The organism is Acidovorax sp. FG60, assembly GCF_057808995.1.
Window position 1 is genome coordinate 110,733 of sequence record NZ_JBMDJC010000014.1, and the last position, 12,921, is coordinate 123,653.

The window sequence follows — 12,921 nt, forward strand, 5'->3', positions numbered from 1 at the left end:
AATTGCCATGACTGCCTTTGCCCAAGCCCCTCTCACTGCTCCCGCTGTGGTTCCCTCCTTGTTCGTATCGCACGGCGCGCCGCTGTTTGCCATCGATGCTGGCACCACCGGCCCCGCGCTCACGCAGTGGGGTGAAAACCTCAAGGCGCAGTACCCTGGCCTGCGGGGCGTGGTCATCATGTCGCCGCACTGGATGGCGCGTTCTGCCCAGGTCATGACCGGCCCGCAGCCTGCCACGTGGCACGACTTTGGCGGTTTCCCGCCCGCGCTGTACCAGCTGCAATATCCCGCCTCAGGCTCGCCTGCGCTGGCGCAAGAGGTGCTGGGCTTGCTGCAGGCCGCCGGTGTGGCCGCAAAGGGCGATGCCGCGCGCCCCTTTGACCATGGCGCCTGGGTGCCGCTGATGCATTTGTTCCCGCAGGCCGATGTGCCCGTGGTGCAGGTGGCTCTGCCCGTGGGCGCTGGCCCGGCCGATGTGTATGCACTGGGTGCCGCGCTACGCAGCCTACGCAGCCAGGGCGTGCTGGTGGTGGGGTCCGGCAGCATGACGCACAACCTGGCCGAATTCTTTGGCGGCGAGCGTGCGCCCGCGCCCTACGTGCTGGAATTCAGCCGCTGGATCGAGGATGCGCTGGCCCGTGGCGACATGGCCGCGCTGCTCAACTACCGTACCCAGGCCCCCCATGCCAGCCGCGCCCACCCGACCGAAGACCATTTCTTGCCCATCTTCTTCGCGCTGGGCGCGGCGGGCGACGATCTGCACGCAAACTACTTGAGCCGCGAGGTGATGTACAGCATGCTGTCGATGGATGCTTTTGCCCTGGAGCCTGTCGCAGGACGGGCGGGTTAAGTAAGTTTTTTAGCTAAAAATGCCGCTGGCGCTTGTCTATGCTCAATCTACCGCTCACATTTTTGCAGCGCCCCGCTGCTTCCACCACCCCCCGCCCCTGGCTGCTGGTGCTGATGCACGGCGTGGGCAGCAACGAGCAGGACCTGTTCAGCCTGGCGCCGCAGATCCCGGATCGGTTCCACGTGCTCAGCCTGCGCGCGCCGTTTCGCATGGGGCCAGGCGCGCACGCGTGGTTTGATTTTTCCATCGAGCCCGGTGGCGAGCGCACCATCAACGAAGAGCAGGAAGCGCAAAGCCGAGCCCGGGTGGCCCAGGCGGTCGAGTCTGCCGCCGAGCAATTGGGCATTCCGCCCGAGCGCGTGGTGGTGGGCGGCTTCAGCCAAGGCGGCATCATGGCGCTGTCGCTGCTGCTGACCCGGCCCGCGCTGATGCAGGCCGCGCTGGTGTGGCACAGTCGGCTGCTGCAGCAGGTGGTGCCTTTGAGTGCGCCCGCCGACGCGCTGCGGGGCAAACGGCTGTGGCTGAGCCACGGCACGCACGACAACGTGATCCCCCTGGCACACGCGCAGGCCATTGCGCACCACATGGCGCCGCTGCCGGTGACGGTGACGTACCACGAGTTCCCCAGCGCGCACGAGATCCGACCTTCTGAGCTGGCGGCCACGGTGGCGTGGCTGGAGTCATTGTCGACAACGCCAACGGCGTTTTAGTCGCGGGGTTCCGGGGCGCGGTCTACATCGCGTTACCGGCGCCTCATCCAGCAGGTTTCCAATCCAGCAGATCCCCAAGGGGGATTGGTAGGGAACGCCCTGCGCCGCAGCCGCTCGGACAAGGGTTGTTCCCGTCTTGAAGGAGATCCGATGCCTGAAAACGAAACCGCCGAGTTCCGCCCCGCGCCACCGCGCGCATCCTCCACACCGTGGATCATTGCCGCCGTGCTGGCCTGTGCGGTCGGCGCCGGAGCCGCCTGGTGGTTCTGGCTGCGCCCGGTGGAGACCCCGGGTGCGCCGCCCCCCGTGGCCAGCGCACCCGAAGCGCCCGTGGCCCCACCGCCCATGCCCGAGGCATCGGGTCCCCAGAACCCTGTGGATGCGCTGGCCCCGGCAGATACCGCCTTGCCCGTATTGGCTGAATCCGACAAGCGAGTGGCGGAGCTGCTGGCCGAATTGCTGGGTAGCGACAAGGTCGCGTCGTTCTTGTTGACCGATGGTTTTGTCCGCCGCGTGGTGGCCACGGTAGACAACCTGGGCCGCGCCCAGGCCTCGTCGCGCATGTGGCCGGTACAGCCCATGCCGCAGCGCTTTATGGTGGATGGCGAGGGCGATGCACCCACCACGATTGCCACCACCAATGCCGCCCGCTACAGCGCCTTTTTGACCTTTGCCGAAGCCGTGCCCCTGGAGCCTGCCGTGGCCTTGTACGCACGGCTGTACCCGTTGTTCCAGCAGGCGTATGAAGAGCTGGGCTACCCCAAGCGCTACTTCAACGACCGCCTGGTGGCCGTGCTGGACCACTTGCTGCTGGCGCCCGAACCCAAAAGCCCGCTGCGCGTGAAGCTCACGCCCGTCAACACCGATGTGCCCAACCTGCGCCCGTGGGTGCGCTATGAGTTTGTGGACCCGGCGCTGGAATCGCTCTCCAGCGGGCAGAAGATTCTGGTGCGCATGGGGCCAGCGAACCAGGCGCGGGCGAAAGCGCTGGTCCGTGATCTGCGCAAGCGCGTGGCAACCAGCGAGTTGCAGCTCCCCCAGCGGTAAAGGATGTGAGGGGCTGCTGCGCGCTGGCTACAGCGGCAGTGCCATGGTGCGCTTGACCTCCTTGAGCGAGAAGCTCGTGGAAATCTCACGCACGCCGGGCAGGCTGCGCACATGGGTGCGCACATAGTCGGCAAACGATGCGAGGTCGGCCGCCACCACCTCCAGCTGGTAGTCGTAGCGGCCCGAAAGGTTGTGGCACGACAACACCTGGGGCATCGCCATGACCTCGCGCTCCAGGGCCGATGTGGTGTCAGCCGTGTGGTCGTGCAGCGCCAGCTGCACAAAGCCCAGCACGCCCCAGCCCACACGCTGGCGGTGCAGATGGGCGTGGTAGCCCGCAATCACGCCCGCATCCTCCAGCGCGCGCACGCGCCTCCAGCACGGGGAGGTGGACAGCGAAACCGCTTCGGCCAGATCGCCCACGGTGGCGCGACCATCGCGTTGCAGGGCGTTGAGGATCGTGCGGTCCACGGGGTCGAGTGGATGAGGGTGCATGGCAGTGTGTCCTGCAGATTGGGTAATTTGAGGCAAATTTTGCCTTCTTTGATCGTATGTAGGGCAAATAAGGCGAAAACTTACCCGTTGATGGGTTGAAGAATCTCCCTATTCCAAGGAGACCACCATGACCCGCACATCCGCCACCGGCTTCAGCACCCGCGCCATCCACCACGGCTACAACCCGGCCGACCACCAGGGCGCACTGGTGCCGCCCATCCACACCTCGGCCACCTTTGCCTTCCCCGATGTGGCCTATGGCGCGCGCTGCTTTGCAGGCGAGGAGCCCGGCTACTTCTACACCCGCATCGCCAACCCCACGCTGGCGCTGCTGGAGGGGCGCCTGGCCAGCCTGGAGCAGGGCGCAGGCGCCGTTGTGTTCGGCTCGGGCATGGGGGCCATCACGGCCACGCTGTGGTCCATGCTGGAGCCGGGCAATGAAATCCTGGCCGACCTTACGCTGTATGGCTGCACCTTCTCGTTTTTGCACCACGGGCTGGGCCGCTTTGGCGTGAGCGTGCGCCATGTGGACATGACCGACCCGGCCCACGTGGCCGCCGCGCTGAGCCAGAAGACCCGCGTGGTCTACCTGGAAACCCCGGCCAACCCCAACATGCGGCTGGTGGACATTGCCGCCGTTTCGGCCCTGGCCCACGCCCAGGGCGCCAAGGTGGTGGTGGACAACACCTACTGCACGCCTTACCTGCAGCAGCCCCTGCTGCTGGGTGCCGATGTGAGCGTGCATTCCATGACGAAGTACCTCGGTGGCCATGGTGACCTGACCGCAGGCGCGGCCGTGTTTGCCGATGCAGAACTGGCCCAGCGCGTGCGCTTGTATGGTCTCAAAGACATGACGGGTGCTGTGATGTCGGCGCAGGACGCGCACCTTGTGATGCGCGGCCTCAAGACGCTGGCGCTGCGCATGGACCGCCACTGCCAGAGCGCTCAGAACGTGGCCGAGTTCATCGCCGCCCACCCGGCTGCGGCGGCCGTGCACTACCCCGGCCTGCCCAGCTTTGCCCAGCACGCGCTGGCAAAGCAGCAGATGCGCCAGATGGGCGGGATGATCGCTTTTGAGCTGCGTGGTGGCCTGCAGGCGGGCGTGCGCTTCATGGACGCGTTGCAGCTCGTCACCCGCGCCGTGAGCCTGGGCGATGCCGAGACGCTGGCCCAGCACCCGGCCAGCATGACGCATTCCACCTACACGCCCGAGCAGCGTGCCGCCCACGGCATTGCCGAAGGGCTGGTGCGCCTGTCGGTCGGCCTGGAGGACCTGGAGGACCTGCTGGCCGATATTGGCCAGGCACTGGACCTGGTGCAGGCGCTGGATTTCAAGGCCGAGCCCACTACGGGGAAGACTGCGGCAGCGGCAGCGCCGTCTTGTAACGCACCTGCTTGAGCGCGAAGCTGGAGCGGATCTTCTCCAGCCCTGGAATGGGGGAAAGCTGTTCGACGATGAAGCGCTCCAGCGCCGCAATGTCGGGCAGTGCCACGCGGATGAGGTAGTCGGAGTCGCCGCTCATCAGGTAGCACTCCATCACCTCATCGTGCTCGGCAATGCGTTGTTCAAAGTCGGCCAGCGCTTCCTTGCTCTGGCTTTTCAGGCTGATGCTGATGAACACGTTCAGTCCCAGCCCCAGTGCGGCGGCGTTGGCCAGCGCTACATAACGGGCGATGACACCCTCGGTCTCCAGTGCCTTCACGCGTGCCAGGCAGGGAGACGGCGAGAGATGCACACGCCGGGCCAGCTCCACGTTGGAGAGCGAGCCATCGGCCTGCAGTTCGGCCAGTATGCGCAGATCGGTGGTGTCAAGCTTCATGTGCTGCAATATTGGTTTTTGGTGGAATATTGTGCTGCTATTGATGGCCAATTTTCGCGATTCGGCATCACATTTTTTGCAAATCCTTCTAGAGTGTGCTCCTATGAATGCCCCCTTGCCTTCCCATCTGCTCCACACCCAGGATGCCCTGGCCGACACTGACCCCCAGGAGACCGCCGAATGGCGCGACGCCTTTCTGGCCCTGGTTGCCACCGAAGGCCCCGAGCGGGCGCGGCACATGCTGCAGGAGCTGGTGCGGGTGGCGCGTGCGCAGCGGATTGGCTGGCAGCCCGACCTGAACACGCCGTACGTGAACACCGTGGCGGTACAGGACCAGCCCGTGTTCCCCGGCGACTTGGCCATCGAAGAGCGCGTGGCTTCCATCGTGCGCTGGAACGCGCTGGCCATGGTGGTGCGCGCGAACCAGGCGTATGGCGAACTGGGTGGCCACATCGCCAGTTATGCGAGCGCGGCCGACTTGTTCGAGAGCGGCTTTAACCATTTCTTCCGTGCACGTGAGGGTGTGGGTGAAGGCCAGCACCGGGGCGACTTGGTGTTCTTCCAGCCCCACAGCGCGCCGGGCGTGTATGCACGTGCATTCCTCGAAGGGCGTTTGTCCGAAAAAGACCTCATGCACTACCGCCAGGAGCTGACCGCTCCGGCTGCGGGCGCACAAGGCCTTTCGAGCTACCCACACCCGTGGCTGATGCCAGACTTCTGGCAGTTTCCCACGGGCTCGATGGGCATCGGCCCCATCAGCAGCATCTACCACGCGCGCTTCATGCGCTACCTCACGCACCGCAATCTGCTCGACTGCAGCCAACGCAAGGTGTGGGGCGTGTTTGGCGATGGCGAGATGGACGAGCCCGAATCCATGAGTGCCCTGACCCTGGCCGCGCGCGAGGGCCTGGACAACCTGGTCTGGGTGGTCAACTGCAACCTGCAGCGGCTGGATGGCCCGGTGCGCGGCAACGGCCGCATCATCGACGAGCTGGAGCGCCTGTTCGCGGGTGCTGGCTGGAACGTGGTCAAGCTGGTGTGGGGCAGCGACTGGGACGGCCTGTTCGCCCGCGATCTGACCGGCGCCCTGGTGCGAACGCTCGAAGGCACGGTGGACGGCCAGATGCAGACCTTTGCCGCCAAGGATGGACGCTTCAACCGCGACAACTTCTTCGGCCAGAACCCCGAGCTGGCGGCCCTGGCCCAGGGCATGACGGACGAGCAGATTGATCGCTTGAAGCGCGGTGGGCACGACCTGGTGAAGATCCACGCTGCCTACGCTGCTGCCAGCGCGCACAAAGGCCAGCCCACGGTGATCCTGGCGCACACCAAGAAGGGCTATGGCATGGGCACGGCCGGCCAGGGCAAGATGACCACCCACAGCCAGAAGAAGCTGGACGAGACGGACCTCATCGAGTTCCGCAACCGCTTCAACCTGCCGCTGTCCGACGAGCAGGCTACGAGCCTCGCCTTCTTCAAACCTGCCGAAGACAGCCCCGAGATGCGCTACCTGCGCAGCCACCGCGACGCGCTGGGCGGCTACCTGCCGCGCCGCGAGACGGCCTGCGAGGCGCTGCCCGTGCCGGCGATCGAAAGCTACGCCCAGTTCGCGCTACAAGCCGATGGCAAGGAGATGAGCACCACCATGGCCTTCGTGCGCATGCTGGGTACCTTGCTCAAGGACGCCACGCTGGGCCCGCGCATCGTGCCCATCGTGGCCGACGAGGCGCGCACCTTCGGCATGGCCAATCTGTTCAAGCAGGTCGGCATCTACAGCAGCGTGGGCCAACGCTACGCGCCCGAGGACATCGGCTCGGTGCTGAGCTACCGCGAGGCGCTGGACGGCCAGATTCTGGAAGAAGGCATCAGCGAAGCCGGCGCCATCGCCAGCTGGACCGCTGCAGCCACCAGCTACAGCGTGCACGGCCTGGCCATGCTGCCGTTTTACATCTACTACTCAATGTTCGGCTTCCAGCGCGTGGGCGATGCCATCTGGGCCGCTGCCGACCAGCGTGCGCGCGGCTTTTTGCTGGGCGCCACGTCGGGCCGCACCACGCTGGGCGGCGAGGGTCTGCAGCACCAGGATGGATCGAGCCACTTGGTGGCAGCCACCATCCCCAACTGCAAGGCCTACGACCCGGCCTACGCAGGCGAGATGGCCGTGATCATCGATGCTGGCATGCGCGAGATGGTGACCGAGCAGCGCGACGTTTTCTACTACGTGACACTGATGAACGAGAACTACGCCCAGCCCGACCTGCCCGCCGGTGCGGCAGAAGGTGTGTTGCGTGGTTGCTATGTTTTTAAGAGCTACTCGCGCTTGATAGATAAGCGCGATAGCACGATTTCATCCAAATCCGTCACCCTGATGGGCTCTGGTGCCATCCTGACCGAGGTGGTCAAGGCCGCCGAACTGCTGGCCGCAGAAGGCGTGGATGTGACCGTGCTCAGCGTGACCAGCTGGAGCGAGCTGGCGCGCGATGGTGTGGCGTGCGAGCAGCGTTGGCTGGCGGGCGAATCTGCGCCTGCATCCGCATGGCTGACGCAGCAGCTGGCCCCAACACGCGGGCCCGTGATTGCAGCCACTGACTACGTGCGCGCCGTGCCCGAGACGGTGCGGGCGCTTGTCCCCGAGGGCCGCAAGTATGTGACCCTGGGCACGGACGGATTTGGACGCAGCGACACGCGCGCTGCACTGCGCCAATTTTTTGGCGTAGACGCTTCCAGCGTGGCCCAAGCTGCACGACGCGCGATGGGCGCTGGCTGACGAACATGGGCGCCGTGTGGGCGCCTGCTGTCGTTCCGTGATTCCGCAATTCCGCCGCCGGGGTGGGGTGGGTGAATGCCGTTGCCCAATTCGGCGCAGGCTTCCTACAATGGCCCAGCAACCGCGAGAGGGCGCCATGACACACGTCACCTGGGACCACAACCCGCCGACCACCTGGACAGCCATGGCGGACGGGCAAGCACTTTGCTCCATCAAGCGCAAGGACATTGGCGGCTGGACGGCGGTCTGGATGGATGAGCGCCTGTGGCCAGCGCCACCCCATCTGCCCAAGGCCATGCCCCAGCCCACACGGTTTTTCAGCAGTCTGGAAGAAGCCAAACTGGCGGTCGAGCAGGCGCTGTCGGCGTGAACCGTTGTCGGGCCTGAATCCGTCAGGCATCCAGCAGCTGGCTGGATTCCATCAGGTGTTGAAGTGCTTTGTTTTTTATAGCGGCCAACGCAATACCAACGGGCGCCAGGGCCGACACTGATTCGTGAAACTGCTTTTTTGCAGCACCCACCCGCCATGCCGACTGCAAGGCGCCAAAGGGCCTTGCACCTTGGCCCCTTCGGTGCGCCAGGGGCCGCAGCCCCTTGGTCAGGGCAGTTTGACGGCCGCCACGGCGTTGGACGTGGAGAGGTACAGCGTAGCGCCATTCACGGCGATGCCCGTGGGTTCGTCGATCAGGCCCTGCAGTGGGCCGGCCGCGAACCCCTTGTTCCAACGCTGGCCCACCAGCGTGCTCACCTGGCCATCGGCTCCGATCTTGCGCACCACGCGGTTGCGCGGATCGGTCACGTAGACATTGCCGCTGGCATCGGCGGCCAGCCAGGCGTGCGAGTCCGAAATGGGCGCGCCCGTGTCGACCGTCAACTGCGCCGAGGCCGCCGGGCCGTCCACGAGCCCCGGCGGCAGGTCGGGGCGCCCCGCGATCGTGCTCACCACCCCGGCGGGTGTGATCTTGCGGACGGTGGGGCCCACGCCCGTCGCGTTGTGGTAGCGGCCGTCCACCACATACAGGTTGCCGGCGGGGTCCATGGTCATGTGGCCCATGGCGGAGAACTGCGCTGAGGCGGCCGGGCCGTCGGCGTGCCCGCGCGCGTTGGGGTTTCCCGCAAACACGCTGACAGCGCCGGCCGGGGTGATCTTGAAGATTACGCTGCGCAGGGACACCGCATACACGGTACCGCCGCTGTCGACGACCATGCCGGTCAGCCCCTCGAGCAGGAAGCCCGGTATCGCGTCGAATGCGGCGGTGAGGTCGGCATGCACCGTGACGTTGCCGGCAGGGCTGGTCTTCAGGATGCGCTTGAAGTCATACGAATAGATGTTGCCGGCACCGTCGATGGACAGCGGCGCCGATCCGCAGTAGGCCACGTCGTTGATCGGCCCGGTGACTTGCGCGCACGGGTTCTTGGCACGGCCGAGCGTGGCCACCGTGCCATCGGGCGTGACGGTGCGCAGTGCGGCGTTGTTGCGGTCGCGCACGTACAGCGTGCCAGCCTTGTCCACCGCCAGCGCGCCGGGGCTGTCAAAGCGCGCGGCGCTGCCGCGGCCGTCGGCATGTCCCGGCAACGGGGCGGTACCTACCTGCAGGTCGGGCGCACCATTGCGCGGCATGCGGTAGATGACCGCGTACGTTTGAAAGGTGTCGGAGGGACCGCTTTCCGTGATGAGAAAGCGGCCTTCGGCGTCCACCGCCAGGCGTTTGCCCGCGCAGAAGGCAGGCGGCAGGCCGTCGGCGCCGTAGTTGCAGTCTGCCGCGCGTCGCACGGTGGTCACAGAGCCATCGGCCGCAATCTCGCGTACGGGGGTGCCCTCATGCCGGTCCAGAACGAAAACTCGGTTGGAGCGGTCTATCGCGATGGCCTGCAGCGCACCAAATTTGGCCGCGCTAGCCGCTCCATCCACGTGGCCCGCGTTATTGAGGGCCACAGTGCCCGACAGCACCGTCGCCTGGCCGTTGGGCGCGTACTTGCGCACTACGTGGTCGTTAGGGTCTGCAGCGTACAGGGCTCCTGTGGAGTCCGTCGCTAGGTTGACGGGGTACAGGCGGCTAGGGTTGTTGCGCCCGAAGCCCGGGGTGGCGTTCTGGCTGGCCCTGAAGATGACCGTTGTGACTGCCCCTGCGGGTGTGATTTTGCGAATGGGATTGCCTGTCGGCGTCTGGGAGAAGTCTTGCAAGGTTGGCGCCCATTCGGACACATACACATTGCCCTCCCGGTCCACAGCAATGCTGGTCGGGCTGCACAGCGTGGCCGCCGTGCCCGTGCCATCGGCATTGCCGCACACGCCCACCTGGCCGGCCAGCGTGGTGACGTTGCCTGCGGCATCGATCTTGCGCACCAGATGATTACCGGCGTCTGCCACATAGGCGTTGCCAGCCGCATCCACTGCCACGGCCAAGGGGACATTGAAGCGGGCGGCGGTGCCCGCGGCATCCAGGTAGCGTGGGCCTTCGCTGCTGGCGTCGCTGCGGGTGGGGCCACCGCCCGCCCAGGTGCTGAGCTGCCCGGTGGGCGCTAGCCGACGAACGGTCTGGTTTCCCGGGTCGGTAATCAGTACATCGCCGTTGGGTGCCAGTGCCATGCCGCCGCTTTCGGTACTGATCTTGGCCGCAGTGCTCAGGCCGTCCTGCGTTCCTGGCCCCTCGGTAGTGCCAGCCAGCAACGCCAGGGGCGTGGCGGGGGGCGGCGGAGGAGGCGGCGGGGGCGGCGCGTCACCGCCCGAACCTCCACCGCAGGACACCAGCGCGGACACGGCCAGTGAGGCCCAGAGTGTGCGGGACAGCCGATGGCGGCTGGATATGGGTGAACTTGGCATGGGCGTGTACCTCAGTAAAAGTGATGAACGGATGGGGCGCGTCCGCCAGCTGGCATGCTGCAGCAGTGACGCAAAAGGAATGAGGGGGGTGCCGTGGCCGCAGCACGCCCAGCGTGGGCGCCGCGCACCACGGTCAACCGGGTGCTGACTACGGCAACTGCACCTGTACCACGGCGTTCGGCACCGAGAGGTACATCATGCTGCCGCGCACGGCGATACCTGTCGGGCGGTTGATGATGCCCGGCAGGTCGCCCGCAGCAAAACCGTATTTCCATGCCTGGCCCACCGGAGTACTGACCTGGCCATCGGTGCCGATTTTGCGGACCACGCTGGTGAAGGGATCGGTGACATAGACGTTGCCTCTGTTGTCCACGGCGAGGCTGGCCGTCTGCGCGGGCCAGCCTGCGTACTGCTGAACGGTGAAGCGGGCGGCAGCGGCAGGACCATCCGCGTAGCCAGGGGCCGCGGTGGGGCTGCCCGCCAGCGTGGTGACCGCGCCGGACGGCGTGATCTTGCGAACGGTCGGCCCCACCTTGTTGGTGTCGTAAAACAGGCCGTCGATCACATACAGGTTGCCCGCCGCATCGGTGGTCATCTGACCCAGCGCCGAGAACTGCGCCGCCGCGCCTTGTCCGTCCACATGGCCCACCGTGCCCACGCTGCCGGCAAACAGGGTGACTTCGCCCTTGGTATCGATCTTGAAGATGGCGCCCTTGAGGCTGGCGACGTACACGTTGCCGGCGGTGTCGGCCGCAATGCCGGATGCGACACCGAGGAAAGCCGTTGGCACCTTGTCCAGCCATGGCGCCAGGTTGGCCAGAAGCACGGCCTGGCAGTTGGCGGTTTTAAGGACGCGCGCACCGTCAATGGTGTAGAGGTTGCCCGCGCCATCGGTGGCCAAGGGGGCCGTGGAGTTGGACAGCACGTCCTCGCCCAGGCCGGTGATCGCAGTGCAATGGCCGCCTGGCTTGCCCAGGGTGCGCACCAGGCCGTCGGCCTGCACGGTGCGGATAGTGCGGTTGCCCCCGTCACGCACGTACAGCGTGCCGGCAGGATTCAACGCGATCGAGCCGGGTGTGGCAAAGCGCGCGCTGCTGCCCTGTCCATCGTCCGCCCCTGCCGCAGCGGGTATTCCAGCAACCACGGTGGAGGTGCCTTGGGGCGTGTAGCTGCGCAACTGCGCGTAGCTGGCAATAGGGAAACCAGTAGCAGAGCGGTTCTCGCCAGTTTCGGCGACGAGGAACCGGCCATCGGGAGTGACGGTCATCTGGCTCGCAGTGCAGAAGGTGCCTGGCCCGGCCCCAGTGCCGTCCCCTGCGAAGTTGCAGGAGTTGGCGCGAACGAGGGTGGTCACGCTGCCGTCGCTGCCGATCTGGCGGATGGCCGGGGTTCCGTACCAGTCCAGTACGAACAGGCGATTCGCTGTGTCGAATGCAATCGCCTTGAGGTAGCTGAACTTTGCCACGGATGCGGCACCATCCGTATTGCCCTCGTTGTTGGCGGCTACGACGCCGGACACCACGGTGGGCTGGCCATCGGCCGCATATCGGCGGATCACATGGTCATTGGGATCTGCCGCGTGGAGTACCCCGGCTGAGTCGGTGGCCAGCAGCACCGGACGGTAGATCTCGACGGCAGGGCCGGAGATGAAGACCAGCGTCGGGTTCTGGCTGGCCTTGCTGGTCAGCGTGGTCACTTCACCCGTTGGTGCGATCTTGCGGATCGGGTTGGCAATTGAACTGTGTGTCGTGGACTCCCTGACTTCCGCCACATACACGTTGCCAGCCTTGTCTACGGCAATGCTGGCAGGCCTGCACAGCGTTGCCGCGCTGCCTGTGCCATCCTGGTTGCCGCAGACGCCGGGCTTGCCCGCGAGGGTGGTCACTGCACCGGCCGCGCTGATCTTGCGCACCAGGTGGTTGTCGGTGTCCGCCACGTAAGTGTTTCCGGCCGCGTCGACCGCAACGCCCATGGGGCGGTAGAACCGTGCGGCCGTGCCGGAGCCGTCGGCATGGTTGGACGGGACGTTGAACACCCCGGCATCGCCGCCACCCGCCAAGGTCGTGACCTGCGTCCTGTCGGTGCTGAGTTTGCGGACCTGGTTGTTGCCACTGTCCACGATGATGACCTCGCCCGTGCTGTTCACGGCCATCCCGCCGATGTAGGCACTGAGGCGCGCGGTGGACGGCGCTGCGCCATCCAGGTTACCCGCACCGTCGGTGTTGCCAGCCAGCAGCGACAGGGCCGTCGCGGGGGCAGGAGGGGGCGGCGCGGGTGGTGGGGGGGTAACGGGGTCGGAAGAGCCGCCACCGCCGCATGCGCTGAGCAGCGGGACTACCAACGCAGCAAGAATGCCCACGCGTTGGAACGGAATCCTTGAGACAACACCTGACATGAAGCGCTTTCTG

10 protein-coding genes are annotated in these 12,921 nt (G+C 66.2%); 6 read left to right on the top strand and 4 right to left on the bottom strand.

Annotated features, from left to right (window positions below; all coding sequences use genetic code 11):
• The first annotated feature begins 7 nt into the window (after window positions 1–7).
• The 3 genes from ACODS0_RS19730 to ACODS0_RS19740 all read left to right on the top strand — a co-directional run bounded on the left by ACODS0_RS19730 (window position 8) and on the right by ACODS0_RS19740 (window position 2,607).
• The gene (locus tag ACODS0_RS19730; protein ID WP_488836648.1) at window positions 8–850 is read left to right on the top strand and encodes a DODA-type extradiol aromatic ring-opening family dioxygenase; all 843 of its coding nucleotides are present in this window, start codon (window positions 8–10) and stop codon (window positions 848–850) included.
• Between the two features lie 38 nt (window positions 851–888).
• Window positions 889–1,560, top strand: a complete 672-nt coding sequence (locus ACODS0_RS19735; protein ID WP_488836650.1) for an alpha/beta hydrolase — start codon at window positions 889–891, stop codon at window positions 1,558–1,560.
• 150 nt (window positions 1,561–1,710) lie between these two features.
• Window positions 1,711–2,607: a DUF3014 domain-containing protein gene (locus ACODS0_RS19740; protein ID WP_488836652.1), complete on the top strand. Its 897-nt coding sequence runs from the start codon at window positions 1,711–1,713 to the stop codon at window positions 2,605–2,607.
• 27 nt (window positions 2,608–2,634) lie between these two features.
• On the opposite strand, the gene ACODS0_RS19745 is transcribed toward ACODS0_RS19740, so the two are convergent.
• Window positions 2,635–3,102, bottom strand: a complete 468-nt coding sequence (locus tag ACODS0_RS19745; RefSeq protein ID WP_008903283.1) for an Lrp/AsnC family transcriptional regulator — start codon at window positions 3,100–3,102, stop codon at window positions 2,635–2,637.
• Between the two features lie 127 nt (window positions 3,103–3,229).
• On the opposite strand from ACODS0_RS19745, the gene ACODS0_RS19750 reads away from it, so the two are divergent.
• Window positions 3,230–4,501 (top strand): methionine gamma-lyase, encoded by a 1,272-nt coding sequence (locus tag ACODS0_RS19750; protein WP_488836654.1) that lies wholly within the window; start codon window positions 3,230–3,232, stop codon window positions 4,499–4,501.
• On the opposite strand, the gene ACODS0_RS19755 is transcribed toward ACODS0_RS19750, so the two are convergent.
• Complete coding sequence (locus tag ACODS0_RS19755; protein WP_055393562.1) at window positions 4,449–4,922, bottom strand: Lrp/AsnC family transcriptional regulator; 474 nt, start codon at window positions 4,920–4,922, stop codon at window positions 4,449–4,451. The genes ACODS0_RS19750 and ACODS0_RS19755 overlap by 53 nt on opposite strands.
• Before the next feature lie 103 nt (window positions 4,923–5,025).
• Here ACODS0_RS19755 and mdeB point away from each other — a divergent pair, with 103 nt between their 5' ends.
• Window positions 5,026–7,689, top strand: coding sequence for an alpha-ketoglutarate dehydrogenase (gene mdeB / locus ACODS0_RS19760; RefSeq protein WP_488836656.1), 2,664 nt, complete (start codon window positions 5,026–5,028; stop codon window positions 7,687–7,689).
• Between the two features lie 136 nt (window positions 7,690–7,825).
• Complete coding sequence (locus ACODS0_RS19765; RefSeq protein ID WP_121419532.1) at window positions 7,826–8,059, top strand: hypothetical protein; 234 nt, start codon at window positions 7,826–7,828, stop codon at window positions 8,057–8,059.
• 228 nt (window positions 8,060–8,287) lie between these two features.
• On the opposite strand, the gene ACODS0_RS19770 is transcribed toward ACODS0_RS19765, so the two are convergent.
• Both ACODS0_RS19770 and ACODS0_RS19775 read right to left on the bottom strand, forming a co-directional pair.
• Window positions 8,288–10,513 (bottom strand): NHL repeat-containing protein, encoded by a 2,226-nt coding sequence (locus ACODS0_RS19770; protein ID WP_488836658.1) that lies wholly within the window; start codon window positions 10,511–10,513, stop codon window positions 8,288–8,290.
• A gap of 148 nt (window positions 10,514–10,661) precedes the next feature.
• Window positions 10,662–12,908, bottom strand: coding sequence for an NHL repeat-containing protein (locus tag ACODS0_RS19775; protein ID WP_488836660.1), 2,247 nt, complete (start codon window positions 12,906–12,908; stop codon window positions 10,662–10,664).
• Window positions 12,909–12,921: the final 13 nt, after the last annotated feature.

Bases quoted from the DNA above. Each gene is read 5' to 3' on its own strand.
- ACODS0_RS19730 (WP_488836648.1), top strand. From the start codon at position 8: ATGACTGCCTTTGCCCAAGCCCCTCTCACTGCTCCCGCTGTGGTTCCC.
- ACODS0_RS19755 (WP_055393562.1), bottom strand. From the start codon at position 4,922: ATGAAGCTTGACACCACCGATCTGCGCATACTGGCCGAACTGCAGGCC.
- ACODS0_RS19740 (WP_488836652.1), top strand. From the start codon at position 1,711: ATGCCTGAAAACGAAACCGCCGAGTTCCGCCCCGCGCCACCGCGCGCA.
- ACODS0_RS19735 (WP_488836650.1), top strand. From the start codon at position 889: ATGCTCAATCTACCGCTCACATTTTTGCAGCGCCCCGCTGCTTCCACC.
- ACODS0_RS19765 (WP_121419532.1), top strand. From the start codon at position 7,826: ATGACACACGTCACCTGGGACCACAACCCGCCGACCACCTGGACAGCC.
- ACODS0_RS19775 (WP_488836660.1), bottom strand. From the start codon at position 12,908: ATGTCAGGTGTTGTCTCAAGGATTCCGTTCCAACGCGTGGGCATTCTT.
- ACODS0_RS19750 (WP_488836654.1), top strand. From the start codon at position 3,230: ATGACCCGCACATCCGCCACCGGCTTCAGCACCCGCGCCATCCACCAC.
- mdeB (WP_488836656.1), top strand. From the start codon at position 5,026: ATGAATGCCCCCTTGCCTTCCCATCTGCTCCACACCCAGGATGCCCTG.
- ACODS0_RS19770 (WP_488836658.1), bottom strand. From the start codon at position 10,513: ATGCCAAGTTCACCCATATCCAGCCGCCATCGGCTGTCCCGCACACTC.
- ACODS0_RS19745 (WP_008903283.1), bottom strand. From the start codon at position 3,102: ATGCACCCTCATCCACTCGACCCCGTGGACCGCACGATCCTCAACGCC.